Origin of the sequence: Vibrio sp. 1457 (assembly GCF_033340195.1) — a bacterium.
GTDB classification, from domain to species: domain Bacteria; phylum Pseudomonadota; class Gammaproteobacteria; order Enterobacterales; family Vibrionaceae; genus Vibrio; species Vibrio alginolyticus.
Genome location: NZ_JAWOWA010000002.1, coordinates 204,222 through 221,475 on the forward strand (window position 1 = coordinate 204,222; position 17,254 = coordinate 221,475).

Below are 17,254 nucleotides of genomic sequence, written 5' to 3' on the forward strand. Positions count from 1 at the left end.
ACGAAACTTCGTTATACAGGCCGATATCTATAACTAAGGTTTGAGGTTATCGCTGTATGAAACCGACACAAGATGCATCGCCAAGTACGATGTCCAAACCAAGCGGAAGCAAGAGCCTGATTTATAATCCTGCCTTTCGTTCTGCTATTTTCCAGATCATTGCCATTGCTGCACTGGTATTTTTCTTTTACACGATTGTAAACAACGCTCTCAATAACTTAGATGCTCGTGGTATTGCAACGGGCTTCGGTTTTCTGAATCAAGAAGCCGGGTTTGGTATTGGGTTAACATTAATTGAATACGATGAAACGTACTCTTACGGTAGAACATTTATCATCGGCCTTCTTAATACGGCGTTAGTCTCTGTATTAGGTATTATTCTGGCTACTGTGATTGGCTTTACCATGGGGGTTGCCCGCCTTTCTTCTAACTGGTTAGTTAGTCGTTTAGCGGCAGTTTATATCGAAACTTTCCGAAATATCCCCCTTCTTCTGCAAATATTCTTCTGGTATTTCGCTGTTCTTCAAGCATTACCCTCACCACGCCAAAGCTTAAGTCTTGGTGAAGCTATTTTCCTGAACGTTCGTGGCTTATATTTCCCTGCACCGACTATGGAACCTGGCAGTAGCTACGTTATTGCCGCGTTAATCTTCGGGGTAATCGCAAGCTTATTAATTAATGTATGGGCGAATAATAAGCAACGTCTCACTGGGCAACAAACCCCAATGGGAAGAATAGTTTTGGGTTTAGTTGTTGGCCTTCCATTGGTTGTGTACTTCCTTGCTGGTATGCCAATTTCACTGAATTATCCTGAACTAAAAGGGTTTAACTTCCGAGGTGGTATTAGCATTATTCCTGAATTGGCTGCGCTACTTTTGGCATTGAGTGTTTATACAGCTTCTTTCATTGCTGAGATTGTGCGCTCTGGTATTAATGCGGTTAGCCATGGTCAAACCGAAGCAGCGATGTCGCTAGGCTTACCACGCTCGAAAACTTTAAAGCTTGTTGTCATTCCTCAAGCGTTACGAATTATTATTCCACCTTTAACCAGTCAATATCTCAACCTCACCAAAAACTCATCGTTAGCGATGGCGATTGGTTACCCAGATCTTGTCTCTGTGTTTGCTGGTACTACCCTGAACCAAACGGGACAAGCGATTGAGATCATTGCGATGACGATGGGCGTGTACTTGACATTAAGTCTGATTACGTCTGCATTAATGAACTTGTATAACCGTAAAGTCGCGCTGGTGGAGAGATAATATGAGTACTCATCAATTTCAACCGGATCTCCCACCACCCGCCAATACTGTAGGCTTCGTTGGTTGGATGCGGAAAAATCTATTTAATGGCCCTATCAATTCCATTGTTACTGTCATTCTTGCGTATATTGTCGTAACTGCAATATGGTATATCGTGGATTGGGCGTTTATTAACGCAGACTGGATTGGCTCAACGCGTGACGACTGTAGCCGAGATGGTGCTTGCTGGGTATTTATCAGCGTGCGCTGGGAGCAGTTCATGTATGGTTTTTATCCAGAGTCCGAACTATGGCGCCCTCGCCTTTTCTATATCACATTGGCCATATTTACTGTTTTACTCGCTTATGAGAAGACACCGAAAAGGATGTGGATTTGGCTTTTCTTCGTAAACATCTACCCATTCATCATCGCTGGGCTGTTATACGGGGGTGTCTTTGGACTAGAAGTGGTCGATACACACAAATGGGGGGGATTACTCGTTACGCTCATTATTGCGTTAGTTGGTATCGTAGTTTCACTGCCAATTGGTGTGGTGCTTGCGCTTGGTAGACGTTCAGAGATGCCGATCATTCGCAGCATTTGTACCGTCTACATTGAAGTTTGGCGTGGTGTTCCGCTGATTACGGTTTTGTTCATGGCTTCGGTTATGCTTCCATTGTTTATGTCTGAAGGTTCAGAGACAGATAAACTGATTCGTGCCCTTATAGGTGTGGTTATGTTTGCCTCCGCTTACATGGCAGAAGTGGTACGCGGTGGTCTGCAAGCCATTCCGAAAGGTCAATATGAAGCCGCTGATGCGCTTGGGTTAAGTTACTGGAAAAAGACTGGGCTTATTATCTTGCCACAGGCTCTAAAGATTACTATTCCTTCTATCGTGAACACCTTCATCGGTTTGTTTAAAGACACTAGTTTGGTACTCATCATTGGTATGTTTGACGTACTCGGTATAGGGCAAGCAGCAAACACCGACCCTGAATGGTTAGGTTTTGCTACAGAAAGTTATGTATTTGTCGCGTTAGTGTTTTGGGTATTTTGTTTTGGCATGTCGCGCTATTCGATATGGCTTGAAAACAAACTTCATACCGGTCACAAACGATAACTCATCAAGATCAAGGACGTATTATGACGCAACAACAAGACTACATGATCCAATTGAAGGACATGAATAAATGGTATGGTGAGTTTCACGTACTAAAAAATATTAACCTCGACGTTAAGCGCGGCGAGAAAATCGTTATCTGTGGTCCATCAGGGTCGGGAAAATCAACGATGATTCGCTGTATTAACCGTCTTGAAGAGCACCAAGCAGGCAGCATTTACGTCTCTGGTACGGAATTAACTGAAGACTTAAAGAACATTGAAGCAGTACGCCGAGAAGTGGGCATGTGCTTTCAACACTTTAATCTCTTCCCTCATTTAACCGTACTGGAAAACTGTACGCTCGCGCCTATCTGGGTGAAGAAGATGCCAAAAGATGAGGCAGAAGCAGTTGCGATGAAATATCTGGAACGTGTTAAAATTCCAGACCAAGCGGAGAAGTATCCCGGTCAGTTGTCTGGTGGCCAGCAACAACGTGTGGCGATTGCTCGCTCTTTGTGTATGAACCCTAAAGTCATGCTTTTTGATGAGCCAACATCTGCACTCGACCCGGAAATGGTTCGCGAAGTACTGGATGTAATGGTCGAACTCGCCGAGGAAGGCATGACTATGCTATGTGTGACACATGAAATGGGCTTTGCTAAAGAGGTTGCCGATCGCGTGATATTCATGGACGCAGGAGAGATCATCGAAGAAAACAACCCGGTCGACTTCTTTGAGAATCCTCAATCGGATAGGACCCAAAACTTCCTAGCGCAAATCTTACACCACTAAGATTTAGCCGAATCGACATAAAAAAGCACTGGTTTCTATGAAGCCAGTGCTTTTTGTTACTAAATTCAAAAATCTGTGTAAGAATCAACATAGCTATGCTAAGCAGTAATATTGTGTTACAAGTTGCCAAATACATAACATCTTATTTCTATTATTATTTTATCTAAGTTACGTATGGTTAGGGCTTGATTTTTTGAACTTTCAATCCCATAAATGTACTTAAAAGAAAGTCTCTTATCGAGGAAGATTATGAACAGTCCAATGTTTACCCGCACTTCAACTCAAGAAAGTGCTCTACAAACGAACAAAGTATTGCGTAATACTTACGCTCTACTTTCAATGACACTTTTATGGTCGGCAGTCGTTGCTGGCGTTGCAATGGCATTTAACCTTCCACATCCAGGTATCATCCTAATGCTGGTTGGTTTCTACGGCCTATTATTCTTAACAGAGAAAAACCGTAACAACAGTCTTGGCCTTGTGTTTACGTTCCTATTTACTGGCTTCTTAGGTTACACCGTTGGCCCTATTCTAAACATGTACATTGGTGCAGGCATGGGCGATATCGTATTAACCGCACTCGGTGGTACGGCACTATCTTTCATGGCAGCATCGGCATACGCACTAACAACGAAACGTGACCTATCGATGATGGGTGGCTTAATGCTATCACTATTTGTTGTGCTGGTTGTGGGCATGATTGCAAGCTTCTTTATTCAATCAACCCTCTTACACTTGGCGTTGAGCAGCTTGTTTATCATTTTCTCTACTATGGCGATCCTGATGACAACACAAAGCATTATTCGTGGCGGTGAAACAAACTACATCTCTGCGACAGTAACTTTGTATGTATCAATCTACAACATCTTCATCAGCCTACTAAGCATTCTAGGTATTATGAACGACGATTAATCGTTTCTCGTTAAGTAGAATAAAAAAGCCCGAAGGTAATTCCTTCGGGCTTTTTCTTTGTGTGCAATTCAGTGTATTACGCCTGCTCTACTGACAACTCGATAACTTCGTCAGCTTCTGGATTTTCTCTAAAGCGTCTCACTTTGATCGTTTCCTCTCCTAACATGATTTGCTTGGCGATTCGGTGCATACCGTCAAAAACACGATAGTCACTGGTTAAGATTACCGGATACGACAAATCAGCATTGTTGATTCGTTGACAATGTTTTGCAATTTCACGGCAGGTTGGCTGTGGCCCTTCATGACTAAACCAAGTCACTTCATTTAGGCCTTTGATATCATCAATCGAAATTTCTTCTACAGGTAAGGATTCTGCAAGTTGCCAAATACGCTCGATGGACCAAGTGGATTTTACATTGTCATTAATCTCAATGTAACGTTGTTTCGACATGACTAACTCCTTGTCATCATTGTTGTTTCTAACCTGAATACAGGCTTTCATTAATCCAATGAGAATATCGGTCTATGAAAACAAACACAACGTTTAAGCTATTAATTCTCAAACAATCGCTATATCGCCTGTATGAGCGCTTTAAAATCACCTCTCTCAGTTTGTAAACTGATTTCAGGGTATAACTTGTCTTAATTCAAACCGCGACTTCGCAATCGCTCATCGACTGATGACAAGAAGCAAAATACTCCAAACGCAACCCACCAATAACCGAACATCTTGAGCGCGGGCAACCAGACTACTGATTTACCAGCTACGCTAAAAAATATGTAGGCCGACATCATCGGTGTCACTAACATGACTCCCCAAGCCAAAAAAAGTAACGGCCCATAGATGTACTGCAACCAAGCATACTTCGGTTTTATAGGATTATGTTTTACAAATCCCGTCAGACATAGAAAAGAGAAAATGCTAAAACATGCTTGCAGTACCGCCCATCCAATGGAAACGAAAAGATTCGACCACTCCATACACTCCTGAATTGCTCCGTGTTGTTGTTAAGCATGGGTGAACATAACGATTTTTTTCAATTTATTCTTTTGATTTAAAACTAGTTTATATTCGTTGTGATCAACTTATCTAAAACAATAAATATAACTGACAAATCAATCACACCAAGCGAATTGCATAACAATGCAAAACCACCGATATCAACCCCGAAAATTTTCTAACAACACGAATAAAAAAACAAATTTATGCTTAAAATATAATTTAAGAGTATTCAGTTATAGGCCACTACTTTGTACGCTTTTGCTTCGCTCGGCACTACTTCGAGATTCTTTTGTTGAGAACATTCTCGGCTGTCGCTAATCTATAAACATCCATGTTTACTTAACGGATAAAACGTTATGTTCGTTTACAACGGCAAAGAAATTGAAACGGATGCTCAAGGCTACTTATTGGATCATACTCAATGGGAAGAAGGTATGATTGAGCTTTTAGCAAAAGAAGAAGACATCGAGCTTACGGATGCTCATTTGGAAGTTGTGCATTTTGTGCGAGACTTTTATGAAGAGTTTAATACCTCCCCTGCAGTGCGTATGCTTGTGAAAGCGATGGAAAAAGCGCACGGCCCGGAAAAAGGTAACAGTAAGTATCTATTCAAGCTGTTTAAAAAGGGGCCAGCCAAACAAGCAACCAAATTAGCCGGCCTACCAAAGCCAGCTAAATGCTTGTAGATTCATAAAATTTTAAAACCGCGTAACGGCTTATACGACGCAGGCTCCTGCATCACATGCTCTACTGTTGCCGTTCGCGGTCCTTCTTGTAACCATTCCGAAAACGCAACTATTTGCGCGTCTGTTCCACACGCCATCACTTCAACATCACCATTGTTTAGGTTCTTCGCATAACCTGTTAACCCTAGCTTCAATCCTTGATGGGAAGTATGGTAACGAAAGCCGACGCCTTGAACGTGACCTTTTACTATAAATCTCTCACACTTTACGTTCATCTTTGTACCGCTTCTTTTTACTGAGTGATATATTCTTTTCGTCTATTCACCCCACTAAGGATAGTGGGTTTTTGCACGGTTATTATAATTATGAAAGAAATTCCATTCCGCTGGATTGATAAGTATCTCATTCACTTAAAGATTCAAGAAAAGTTCTATTTGCTCTTCGTTCTCCCTCTTCTTGCTTTAGTCATTCTCACACTCGTCCTTAATAGCGCGGCTAATACACTGATCTCAAATATGTACCAAGAAGAGCTCATGCTTATGAAAGGTCTGATAGAGGCAGGCAACCTTTCTCAATCTCAAGTAGCAAGCCTCATAGCGGGTTCAGAAACCGTTTCTATTGGCTCAGGGCCGCAATCCGTGTCAGTTTTAAATGGTGCGTACAGCTTGGTTGCAAACCATGAACTTTCTTTATGGACTGCCCTATCAACGACTCAAGTGAGCATCATCTGTGTGAGCTTGTTTATTCTCGCTCTTGGCGTTTACTACATCATGACGTTTATTGGCGGCGCGATGTTCACGATGAACAAAGCATTAAACACTCTTGCTGGTGGCGACCTAACTGCGAGAATGAACTTCTTCCCTGTTCGCGACGAGTTTAGTGAAATTGCTATTACGATAGACAAAGTTGCAGAACGAGAGCAACAAATGGTGCTGTCGATTCAAGAGTCTGTGGCTTTAATGCAACAAATTAGCTCAGATCTGAATCAATCGATTCATCACAGTTCAGATATTTCAGCGACTCAGCAGGAACACCTCAACTCTCTTGCGAGTGCAACTGAACAGATGGCATCAACGATTCGAGAAGTCGCGACACTAGCTCACGATTCAAGCACGCAAACCGATGATGCACGTAACGTGGCTCAGTCTGGACAAGTGAAAGTTGAGAATACGCTTCACTCGATTTCGAACCTTTCTAATGAGATTCAATCTGCGTCTCAAGCCGTTGCCGAGTTAGATGCCAATGCAGCACAAATTGATGAAGTCGTGACAACCATCAATGGGATCTCCGAGCAAACCAACCTACTTGCTCTGAACGCGGCTATTGAAGCTGCACGTGCTGGAGAACAAGGTCGTGGATTTGCGGTCGTTGCGGATGAAGTTCGCGCTCTTGCGGGACGCACTCAGCAAGCGACAGTTGAAATCCAAACGATGATCGAATCGTTACAGCGTAACAGTCAGTCGCTTACTAAGCTGATGGAAGTGACAGTTAATAACGCAAATGAGGGACAAAACCTCATGACGGAAGTGAATCACGAAATCGGCTCTTTGGCAGATAAAAATCAAACTATCTCCGACAGTAGCATTCAAATTGCAACAGCAGCTGAAGAGCAAGGTGTAGTCGCGGACAATATCGCCTCAAGCGTTGAAGAAATTCGAGTTCAAGCAGATAACGTGTGCAATATGATAAGCAAGACTTCACAAAACGTTGCTCAACTGCGTAAGCAAAGCGACACAATGGAAGCTCTACTTACTGGACTTAAAGCATAGCAACGGAATCTGTTACAGCAAATTCAAATAAAAGGGTCACTTTAGTGACCTTTTTTGTATTTAAAAGTCACTACAATGTACTGGATTGCCGAGGGATATTGCTTTTACCATTCACATCCCGGACAATACGCCCCTTTCAAAATTCAACAAGAGCTAATGAAATGACAGCTGCTATCTATTTGGTTAAAGGTCGTGAGAAATCGGTCAAGCGCAAGCACCCTTGGATCTTCTCTCGAGGCATCAACAAAGTTGAGGGCGAACCTGCTCTTGGCGAAACGGTTGATGTATTCACTCACGACGGTAAATGGCTAGCTAAGGCGGCATATTCGCCAGCTTCACAAATTCGTGCTCGTATTTGGAGTTTTGAGAAAGAAGAAATCGACACCGCGTTTTTCGTTAAACGACTTAAAGACGCACAACTTCTTCGTGAAGACATTATCGAACGTGATGGCCTTACGGGTTATCGCCTTATCGCAGCAGAGTCTGACGGCTTACCTGGCGTTACGATCGACCGTTACCAAAATTTCTTTGTGTGCCAACTTCTCAGTGCTGGCGCAGAACACAATAAGCAGGCTATTGTTGACGCTCTGGTTGAGTGCTTCCCTGATTGTAATGTGTACGAGCGCTCTGACGTGGCCGTTCGTAAAAAAGAAGGTTTAAAAGAGATCACGGGCGTTTTGCACGGCGAAGAGCCACCTAAATCGGTCGTCATCGAAGAAAATGGCGTAAAGATTAGTGTAGATATCGTTGGCGGACACAAAACAGGTTTCTACCTAGATCAACGTGATAGTCGCCAGCAAGCGATGAAATATATGAAAGGCAAAGAAGTTCTTAACTGCTTCTCTTACACAGGTGGCTTCGGACTTTACGCTCTAAAAGGTGATGCAAAGCGTGTGATTAACGCTGACGTGTCACAACCTGCTTTAGATACCGCAAAATTCAACGCAGAACTAAACGAGTTTGATATTTCGAAGAAGCGTGCCGTGTTCCTAAATGCAGACGTGTTTAAGCTGCTTCGTGAGTATCGTGATCAAGGAACTCAGTTCGATGTTGTGATCATGGACCCACCGAAGTTCGCAGAGAGCAAAGCACAACTAAACGGCGCATGTCGTGGTTACAAAGACATCAACATGCTAGCAATGCAAATTCTAAAACCGGGCGGCACGCTACTGACCTACTCTTGCTCTGGCTTGATGGATCAAGTTCTGTTCCAGAAAATCATCGCTGATGCAGCCGTAGACGCTAACCGCCAAGTAAAGTTTGTGGAGCGTTTTGAACAAGCCGCTGACCACCCAACCGATACCGCATATCCAGAAGGTTTCTACTTAAAAGGTTTTGCATGTAAAGTGCTTTAGGCTACGAATAAGTAAGACAAAGCAGAAGAAAAGGGCCTACTGGCCCTTTTCATTATGGCTCTAAGTTAACCTTAGTTAGTGCGGATAACACATCTCTCTCAAAGTCCGCATTTCCCACGATTAAATCACTAAACTCTGTCGCCCCGTTTTCTATTACGATAGTTTGAATTGAGTTTCCATCGTTATGGGTTATTTCTAGAGATAAGTCATCGCCATCAATGTTCAAGTCAATACTATTAAGAAGTTCTTCTATCGTATTGTGCCCTGCATCTTCAACGACTTCACTCAGATCTAAGGTGTCCAAATCTCTCTCAAAACCTCTAATTAGATCTGTTCCTGTATCCAAGGAGTCGTTGACCCATTTAAAGACATCTGCCTCGTTATCATTACCGATCAAGATGTCATGACTTACGTCTACTTCAGCTTCAATAATATTTGCAGAGCCATTACTTGAAGCATTTACTCCTCCGTTTTCATCAATAACGAATTGCAGGGTATTCTCACTTTGATCGCCATCGTTATCCGTCAATACATAATCGAAGTCTAACGTTTCAACTGTATCACCCACCGCACCATAAAATGCATACGCACCATCGTTTAGGTCGATTTCCAGAGTATGTTTGCTGTCGATATAGATAGTAAGCTGCATCGTTGTGTCGTCAAATGCATGCGAAATACCATCGTTATTGTCAGTTACTATTAGGTCTGTACCATCAAACGAATAAGTGACACCGTCATGTTCTATTTCGCTAATATAACCACCATCTGCACCAATACCTGTATCTGGAGAAGTGGTATACATCAAGTTCCCCCCAACAGGTTGAATCACTGACTGCAACATAACCGGAGGTAATTGAGTTACGTCAGGAACCACAACACCATCAAGGTCTTGATTCAAAAAGCCATCATATGCTACGCGATCTAATTGCTCCGGCATAAGATTAACGCCCATACCATACGCTAGGGCTGTTATCTGATTATCAGGATCGGTTAGGTGATCAATCCAACTCTGCTCGCGAGCGTCGTTTATAAATGATGACGCAGGGTTTGGCTGACCATCTGACAAGAAGTAACTAACATTCGACGCACTGGTTAACTTACCTACATCATCCCATGACTGTTTTGCTTCATTTAGCGCGTTGTTATAGTTAGTCGCGCCACCCGCAGTTAGCGTCTCAATATACGCTTTGGCCTCCTCGACCGTCAGCCACGTCGCAGCACCTATAGCGTAAGTGGATGCTGTACTGCTATAAGTAATAATTTGAACTCGCGTTTGACCGATAGACTCATATTGATTCAATAACTGAGTTGCCGAATCTTTCATTATCTGCAAGCGATTATCCGTTCGCATAGAGCCCGAGACATCCATTATGAGCTGAACGTTGGCACTTTCTTTAGTTTCTGCAACTACATCGTGAATAATAGATGCAGAATCTGGTGAGTCATCTTCCACAATAACGTCGACCGTTGTGGAGTTAGTAAGACCACGAGCATTCGAGACAAGCACAGGCACCTCAATATTTAAGGTGTCTTCTCCAGATGGGTTGGAGTGATCAATCGGACCAAGAAGCTCCGTAGATACCACTCCAGTATCATTGACTGATATTTTGATAACCTCTTCACCGTTCGCTGAACCGATAAGCATTTGGTCGTTATTTGATAACGTCCACGTTACAGAGATACCGTTACTAGTAAGAGCTGTAGATGGTTCACTGAGCGTAACAGAATCAACGGTTTGACCCAGCGTCAATTGTTCTACATCAGTACTCGAGTCAGTTGTGTCATCAAAGCCGTTTAGAGCAGAGTCATCAGCAATGGCGTTGCTTAAGCCTTCCTCAGAAACGTTTAGAGTTACACCTTCTACGATTGGTGGGGCGTAAGGGTTGACAGAAAAGTACCCCGTTTTACTGTCTCCATCATTATCAGTAATCGTGTAGTTAAAATCGATATCCCCATCGCCATAAGGTGAGGTCAAAGGTAAGTATTGGAAGAACTCCCATTTTCCAGTGCTAGGTGTAAGTTGAACTTCGAATGCAAGCTCTCCATCAGCCTCTGCAATCAGTCTATTAGAGTTTTGTGGATCGACGTATATCAACACGTCTTTACCATCTAGAGTCTCTAAACCAGCCTCACCTCCATTTAAGACTATAGAACCAGGGCCATCAGCTCCATATACAGCACCGAGGTTCCCATCCGCACTAGCAATTGGCACGCCAGAGTACGCACCTGTAAAGGTTATTGATTTAACGGTAAAGTCACTGTTGTCTTCAGTATCCGGGCCATTGCCATTACTGGTCGCCTCGAGGATGATTTTATCAAAGCCTCCCTGTTGAACATTGAAATTTGCCGCGTAATCACCACTGCTTGCGTCAGAGCTGAACGATTGCTGAGCAATTAATACACCATCTCTATAAAAAGATGCGATTCCTTTCTCAAGTTCACCACCAAACATTTTCTCAAATTCTATTTCTGCTCCGTAAGCAACTTTATTGCCTAAGTCTATGATTAACTGCTCTGATACACCCTCATTACCCGCGAATCGATAATCGACTTCGTTTTCTAATTGGAAGCCGTTGTTACCAGAACTTTTAACGCCAATCCCTTCTGATGATTGATTGATTTCAGCTGTTCCCAGCATCACAGATTCGTCAGACACAAAACCGTTTGCAGTCACAACAACATCCCCAAATGTTCGACTGGTTGCGTCTGCCTCACTTCCTGCAAAATCTATGCGCCCTGTCAGAACGTTAGGTGCACCAGTAAGCGACACATCGACGGGTTGAACAACCACAGGCACGTATGGGCAATCATCTTCAACGGCCACATTTAAGCTTTGAGATGTTGTTGTTTGTCCATCACTTACAGAAATCTGTAAATCAAAGTTGATGATGTCTTCCACATCATTAACAGGATGATCAAGTGGCTCAAACAGAGTAATAGTATAGTCCCAAGAGCCTTGACCTGAAGCTGAAGGCTCGCTCAGCACAACAGTAGCAACAACGCTCAGGTGAGCAGTTTTCGCAGTCAGCGTTTGAGTACTGTTGTCCCACGTCCACGATATAGGCTCCCCTCCTGATGTTAGGTTGTTAGGGCCTGCCAATACCACTGAAACATTCGCCGTGTCTGGATCGGCAACTGTGAATGTTCCTGAGAAACTTGCGGAGTTAGTGGTGTCTGAAGGTGATCCTGTATTATCAGGGATACCATTAGCTAAACCTTCTTCCGAAACAACTGCATTCACAACATTTGAAATAGAAGGAGGAGCATCATTATCAATAATCGTCGCCGTACCCGTATCACTGCCTTGTACTGCGGCAATGCCGGTTACTGTCACACTGAAATCTTCAGGGCCTTCATAAACGGCGTCATCAATGGAAGCAATGCGCACATCAAATTCGGTTTGCCCAGCTGGCACCGTTACCACGCCATCGTTTGGTACTGCAACCCAACCGCTTCCGGTGTTGTATTCTAAGGTGCCTAAGTCTCCAACTTCGGTGTCACCTAAGTTCAGGCCTAGCTCGACTTGAACAGTGGACTCGGAGGCATTCGACAGCGTCACTTTGAAGTTCGCTGTCTCACCCTCATTGATGGTGCCAGCGTCTGAAATAGTCACGCTTGGACGGTCATCATCCGGATCAGGGCCCGGACCCGTGCCATCGTCCACTATCGTTGCCGTACCCGTATCACTGCCTTGTACTGCGCCAATGCCGGTTACTGTCACACTGAAATCTTCAGGGCCTTCATAAACGGCGTCATCAATGGAAGCAATGCGCACATCAAATTCGGTTTGCCCAGCTGGCACCGTTACCACGCCATCGTTTGGCACTGCAACCCAACCGGAGCCTGTGTTGTATTCCAAGGTACCTAAGTCTCCAACTTCGGTATCGCCAAGATTAAGACCCAATTCCACTTGCGTTTCCGCTTCAGACGCGTTCGACAGCGTCACTTTGAAGTTCGCTGTGTCACCCTCATTGATGGTGCCAGCGTCTGAAATAGTCACGCTTGGACGATCATCATCCGGGTCAGGGCCTGGACCCGTGCCGTCATCCACAATCGTCGCCGTACCCGTATCGCTACCTTGCACCGCCCCAATGCCAGTCACCGTCACACTGAAATCTTCTGGGCCTTCATAAACAGCGTCATCAATGGAAGCAATACGCACATCAAACTCAGTTTGCCCTGCTGGCACGGTCACCACACCATCGTTTGGCACTGCAACCCAACCGGAGCCTGTGTTGTATTCTAAGGTACCTAAGTCTCCAACTTCGGTGTCACCTAAGTTCAGGCCTAGCTCGACTTGAACAGTGGACTCGGAGGCATTCGACAGCGTCACTTTGAAGTTCGCTGTCTCACCCTCATTGATGGTGCCAGCGTCTGAAATAGTCACGCTTGGACGGTCATCATCCGGATCAGGGCCCGGACCACTGCCGTCATCCACAATCGTTGCCGTACCGGTATCGCTGCCTTGCACTGCGCCAATGCCGGTTACCGTCACACTGAAATCTTCAGGGCCTTCATAAACAGCGTCATCAATGGAAGCAATGCGCACATCAAACTCAGTTTGCCCCTCTGGCACGGTCACCACACCATCGTTTGGCATTGCAACCCAACCGCTTCCCGTGTTGTATTCTAGGGTGCCCAAATCTCCAACTTCGGTATCGCCAAGATTAAGACCCAATTCCACTTGCGTTTCCGCTTCAGACGCGTTCGATAGCGTCACTTTGAAGTTCGCTGTGTCACCCTCATTAATGGTGCCAGCATCTGAAATTGTCACGCTTGGACGGTCATCATCCGGATCAGAGCCTGGACCCGTGCCGTCGTCCACTATCGTTGCCGTTCCCGTATCGCTGCCTTGCACTGCGCCAATGCCAGTCACCGTCACACTGAAATCTTCTGGACCTTCATAAACGGCGTCATCAATGGAAGCAATACGCACATCAAACTCAGTTTGCCCTGCTGGCACGGTCACCACACCATCGTTTGGCACTGCAACCCAACCGGAGCCTGTGTTGTATTCTAAGGTACCTAAGTCACCGGCTTCGGTGTCACCCAAGTTGAGGCCTAGCTCGACTTGAACTGTAGACTCGGAGGCGTTCGACAACGTCACTTTGAAATTCGCTGTCTCGCCCTCATTAACCGTACCTGCATCACTCATCGTTACCGCTGGGCGATCATCATCAGGATTTGAGCCAGGTCCACTACCATCATCTAAAATAGTGGCAGTCCCAGTAACAGGTGTGCTTTGTTCTTCTGTCGTGCCAGAGAGCGTAAACGTTTCTGGGCCTTCAAATATAGAGTCGTCAATAGAGTCTATAGAGACCGTAAAGCCACTTTCACCCGGTGGGATCGAAATGGTAAAGGTTCCGCTTTCACCGACTGAAACTTCTTCTGTTGTACCATCAGAAAATGTTATGAGGACACGCTCATTGACGTAGTCACTCCCGTTATCGTCAGCTGAGCCGCCTGTTGCGGTTCCATCAAGGAGAGAAAGAATGACATCAGTATTGTCTTCAGTTGTTTGACTTAGAGTAATATCGAATACAACTTGGTCACCTTCGTTGATAGTCGGACTAGATATTTCTTGAACTAATATAGTCGGTGGTACAGGGCCATTAATTACTCTGAAAAGATCCAACAAAGATAGTGCTTGAGTTGTAGATAGTCCGATTCCATCAATACCGACGGTCTCAAAATTCGTACTAGCCAACAATTCAGCGCCAGTACGATCTATTGCACCAGTATTTTGGGGGCTAGAACCACTTTCCTCACCAGCAGCTGGCTCAAAATCCTCACCAAGAGCAGCCGGGTCTTCTCCACTAGCGATAGCCTCGATTAGCGCAGTGACATCATCAGTAACGTTAATTGAACTACCTTGCGGTGTTACCTGTTGTACAATTAATTCTGATGTATCAGAAACTTCCTCAATAATTAATTCACCAGGCTGAGGTAGCTGACCACTTTCAAGACTTCTCAGGTTCCCATCAAGCCCTATAACCACGACATTGCTCATCAATGAACTTAACGCTACTCGATCCATGCTCTTCATCCTTGTATTAGTTTAATTAAAGGCTTGTTACTGCACTAAACACGTCTATAGTTTAGACAAAATATGAATTTTTCGTTTTATTCCAAGAGGATTTAGTTTTTTGAGAGTAATAAGGAAAATAACCGAAGAATTTGCCTTCATTTAAACCAGTTTCCGCTATGCTCTTAAGATAAAAAGGTTTTCTACGAAAAAATCGACCACTTACCAAGCAAGCTTTGCCTCGTATGCTAGAGTTTAGAGAGTAAGATTGTTGTTTTTTATTGAATTAAACATTTAAACATCAACAAGTTGATAATACGCACTAAGAAAATTCATTGTTTGTAACTTCTCGTCTCAAATATGAAACAGAATAAGAGCGACATGATTTTAGGAGAACTAACGTGAGATGGAATCGAGTACATATAGCCTGCTGTTGCTTAATAGTGTCTTCACCAGTTTTCGGTCAAACTCTAGAGCAAGCGGTTGCACAGACGCTACAAAATAACCCCGATATTAAAAGTGCATTTAACGAGTTTATGAGCCAGAAGTACATAAATGAAGCTTCATCAGGTGCTTACCTCCCCTCTGTTGATCTAGATGCTGGAATTGGATATGAAGGATTAGACCCGTCAGATGAAGTTGGTCGAGGAGACACGGATTACACTCGAAAGGAAGCTTCAGTGACACTGACCCAACTAATATGGGATGGTAGCGCTACGTTAAATGATATTGATCGAACCGCAGCTGATGCTGAATCTGTTAGATTTCAACTCTTAGCAGATGCTTCAGATAAGGCACTTGAAGTGACTAAAGTGTACTTGGACGCTGTTAAAGCGTATGAAGTCCTAAAGCTTTCAGAAAACAACCTTGCTGTTCATAAAGATATTTACGATGACATTAAAAAACGAGTCAACTCGGGTATCGGCTCTACTGCTGACTTGACGCAGGTAGAAGCACGTTTGGCAAAAGCACACGGAAACTTAGCTGCTGCTCAAAATAACCTGTATGACTCTCACACGATGTTCACTCGTTTAGTCGGTCAAACACCACAAGGGTTAATCTTTCCGAGAGCGGACCAAAACTTTATCCCGTACACGGTTGATGAAGCGGTAGGCTTGGCATTTGAACTTCATCCCGTTATTCAAGTGGCGCTCGCAGACGTAGACTCGGCTAAGTTTCAATACAAACAGTCTAAAGGTGTTAATTACCCAACCATTTCAATTGAAGCTTCGCAAACATGGCGTGACGACGCTGATGGTTTAAAAGGTCGAAGTGATGAGACACTTGCCATGCTGCGTCTACGCTACAACCTATTCAATGGTGGCAGTGATGCAGCGAACTCAGAAAACTTTGCCTACCAGCTAAATAAAGCAAAAGACTTGCGTGAAGGTGCCTATCGCAATGTTGAAGAAGGATTAAGGCTTTCTTGGAGTGCGCTTGATTTAACATTACAACAAAAAGAGTTTCTATCAGATCATGTAGACTCTGCGTCTGAGACCGTAATTGCTTACGAGAAGCAATATCGCATCGGTAAACGAACACTGCTTGATCTATTGAACACTGAAAACGAGCTCTTTGAGGCGCGTAAAGACTACTTAGATTCTAAATACGCAGAGCAGTACGCCAAATATCGAGTGATGAACGCAACTGGGCAACTGTTGAGTGCATTAAGGGTTGAAATGCCTAAAGAATGGCTAGAAGAAGTGGAGTATTAATTATGAAACACATAGCTTTTATTACACTCTCATTAATGCTCTCCGCATGCAGTTCATCAGATCGTGGTGATGAATATGATTACATAGATACCCCAATTGCCGATCAGTGGGCTGATCATATAGATGATGACTCTGACGGAGTCATTAACGAGCGAGATTTGTGCCCGGGTACACCTTTGGGTGCCGAAATAGACAACGACGGTTGTGGTTCGTACGTTGACTCCTCACAAGAAATGCAAATTCGAGTACTATTTGCGAACGATTCCGATGTGATCAACCCTATCTTTACGCAACAAATTCTTGAACTATCAGACTTTTTGAAAGAGTACCCGAACACGTCTATAGAGATTCAAGGTTATGCTAGTCGCACTGGTACTGCAGAACATAATCTTGACCTATCTAAGCGCCGCGCTGAAAACGTTAGAAAAGAGCTAATGAAGAATGGCATTAGTGGAGATAGAGTTACCATTGTCGGCTATGGAGACACAGTACTTGCAACACAAGGTACAGACCAAGTTAGTCACGCATTGAACCGTCGAGTAACCGCAACAGTGATTGGCCACAAGGGTGAAGTGAAGAAAGAATGGACCGTTTTCACAACACTTCCAAAAAGCTAGCACAACAATAAACAGACCGTAAAAATAAAAGGTCTAGC

The 17,254-nt window shown here is 44.0% G+C and carries 12 protein-coding genes; 9 read left to right on the forward strand and 3 right to left on the reverse strand.

Annotated features, from left to right (window positions below):
* Window positions 1–56 precede the first annotated feature (56 nt).
* The 4 genes from R7Z41_RS02790 to R7Z41_RS02805 all read left to right on the forward strand — a co-directional run bounded on the left by R7Z41_RS02790 (window position 57) and on the right by R7Z41_RS02805 (window position 4,046).
* The gene (locus tag R7Z41_RS02790) at window positions 57–1,262 is read left to right on the forward strand and encodes an amino acid ABC transporter permease (protein ID WP_005377402.1); all 1,206 of its coding nucleotides are present in this window, start codon (window positions 57–59) and stop codon (window positions 1,260–1,262) included.
* Window position 1,263: 1 nt separating this feature from the next.
* Window positions 1,264–2,361, forward strand: coding sequence for an amino acid ABC transporter permease (locus R7Z41_RS02795; RefSeq protein WP_005389988.1), 1,098 nt, complete (start codon window positions 1,264–1,266; stop codon window positions 2,359–2,361).
* A 23-nt stretch (window positions 2,362–2,384) separates the two neighbouring features.
* Entirely contained in the window at window positions 2,385–3,134 is a 750-nt protein-coding gene (locus R7Z41_RS02800) for an amino acid ABC transporter ATP-binding protein (RefSeq protein WP_005377400.1), read from the forward strand.
* Between the two features lie 249 nt (window positions 3,135–3,383).
* Window positions 3,384–4,046 carry a Bax inhibitor-1/YccA family protein gene (locus tag R7Z41_RS02805; RefSeq protein ID WP_025766607.1) on the forward strand — a complete coding sequence of 221 codons (663 nt, stop codon included), beginning with the start codon at window positions 3,384–3,386 and terminating at the stop codon, window positions 4,044–4,046.
* 76 nt (window positions 4,047–4,122) lie between these two features.
* On the opposite strand, the gene R7Z41_RS02810 is transcribed toward R7Z41_RS02805, so the two are convergent.
* Window positions 4,123–4,497 (reverse strand): chromosome partitioning protein ParB, encoded by a 375-nt coding sequence (locus R7Z41_RS02810; protein ID WP_225478158.1) that lies wholly within the window; start codon window positions 4,495–4,497, stop codon window positions 4,123–4,125.
* 908 nt (window positions 4,498–5,405) lie between these two features.
* Between R7Z41_RS02810 and R7Z41_RS02815 the strand changes: the two genes are divergently transcribed.
* Entirely contained in the window at window positions 5,406–5,735 is a 330-nt protein-coding gene (locus R7Z41_RS02815) for a TusE/DsrC/DsvC family sulfur relay protein (protein WP_005377396.1), read from the forward strand.
* A 2-nt stretch (window positions 5,736–5,737) separates the two neighbouring features.
* On the opposite strand, the gene yccX is transcribed toward R7Z41_RS02815, so the two are convergent.
* Window positions 5,738–6,010 carry an acylphosphatase gene (gene yccX, locus R7Z41_RS02820; protein WP_017634611.1) on the reverse strand — a complete coding sequence of 91 codons (273 nt, stop codon included), beginning with the start codon at window positions 6,008–6,010 and terminating at the stop codon, window positions 5,738–5,740.
* 90 nt (window positions 6,011–6,100) lie between these two features.
* Between yccX and R7Z41_RS02825 the strand changes: the two genes are divergently transcribed.
* Together R7Z41_RS02825 and R7Z41_RS02830 are read left to right on the forward strand one after the other, a co-directional pair.
* Window positions 6,101–7,504: a methyl-accepting chemotaxis protein gene (locus tag R7Z41_RS02825; protein WP_064368437.1), complete on the forward strand. Its 1,404-nt coding sequence runs from the start codon at window positions 6,101–6,103 to the stop codon at window positions 7,502–7,504.
* A 161-nt stretch (window positions 7,505–7,665) separates the two neighbouring features.
* A complete protein-coding gene (locus tag R7Z41_RS02830) occupies window positions 7,666–8,859 on the forward strand; it encodes a class I SAM-dependent methyltransferase (protein WP_171344715.1) in 1,194 nt (397 codons plus the stop codon).
* A 52-nt stretch (window positions 8,860–8,911) separates the two neighbouring features.
* On the opposite strand, the gene R7Z41_RS02835 is transcribed toward R7Z41_RS02830, so the two are convergent.
* Window positions 8,912–14,896, reverse strand: coding sequence for a Calx-beta domain-containing protein (locus R7Z41_RS02835; protein WP_318136306.1), 5,985 nt, complete (start codon window positions 14,894–14,896; stop codon window positions 8,912–8,914).
* 389 nt (window positions 14,897–15,285) lie between these two features.
* Between R7Z41_RS02835 and R7Z41_RS02840 the strand changes: the two genes are divergently transcribed.
* Together R7Z41_RS02840 and R7Z41_RS02845 are read left to right on the forward strand one after the other, a co-directional pair.
* A complete protein-coding gene (locus R7Z41_RS02840) occupies window positions 15,286–16,599 on the forward strand; it encodes a TolC family outer membrane protein (RefSeq protein WP_021707835.1) in 1,314 nt (437 codons plus the stop codon).
* Between the two features lie 2 nt (window positions 16,600–16,601).
* On the forward strand, window positions 16,602–17,216 hold the full coding sequence (locus R7Z41_RS02845; protein ID WP_005377363.1) for an OmpA family protein: 615 nt from the start codon (window positions 16,602–16,604) through the stop codon (window positions 17,214–17,216).
* Window positions 17,217–17,254: the final 38 nt, after the last annotated feature.

Coding starts and splice junctions, on each gene's coding strand:
- R7Z41_RS02790 (WP_005377402.1), top strand. CDS start 57: ATGAAACCGACACAAGATGCATCGCCAAGTACGATGTCCAAACCAAGC.
- R7Z41_RS02795 (WP_005389988.1), top strand. CDS start 1,264: ATGAGTACTCATCAATTTCAACCGGATCTCCCACCACCCGCCAATACT.
- R7Z41_RS02800 (WP_005377400.1), top strand. CDS start 2,385: ATGACGCAACAACAAGACTACATGATCCAATTGAAGGACATGAATAAA.
- R7Z41_RS02805 (WP_025766607.1), top strand. CDS start 3,384: ATGAACAGTCCAATGTTTACCCGCACTTCAACTCAAGAAAGTGCTCTA.
- R7Z41_RS02810 (WP_225478158.1), bottom strand. CDS start 4,497: ATGTCGAAACAACGTTACATTGAGATTAATGACAATGTAAAATCCACT.
- R7Z41_RS02815 (WP_005377396.1), top strand. CDS start 5,406: ATGTTCGTTTACAACGGCAAAGAAATTGAAACGGATGCTCAAGGCTAC.
- yccX (WP_017634611.1), bottom strand. CDS start 6,010: ATGAACGTAAAGTGTGAGAGATTTATAGTAAAAGGTCACGTTCAAGGC.
- R7Z41_RS02825 (WP_064368437.1), top strand. CDS start 6,101: ATGAAAGAAATTCCATTCCGCTGGATTGATAAGTATCTCATTCACTTA.
- R7Z41_RS02830 (WP_171344715.1), top strand. CDS start 7,666: ATGACAGCTGCTATCTATTTGGTTAAAGGTCGTGAGAAATCGGTCAAG.
- R7Z41_RS02835 (WP_318136306.1), bottom strand. CDS start 14,896: ATGGATCGAGTAGCGTTAAGTTCATTGATGAGCAATGTCGTGGTTATA.
- R7Z41_RS02845 (WP_005377363.1), top strand. CDS start 16,602: ATGAAACACATAGCTTTTATTACACTCTCATTAATGCTCTCCGCATGC.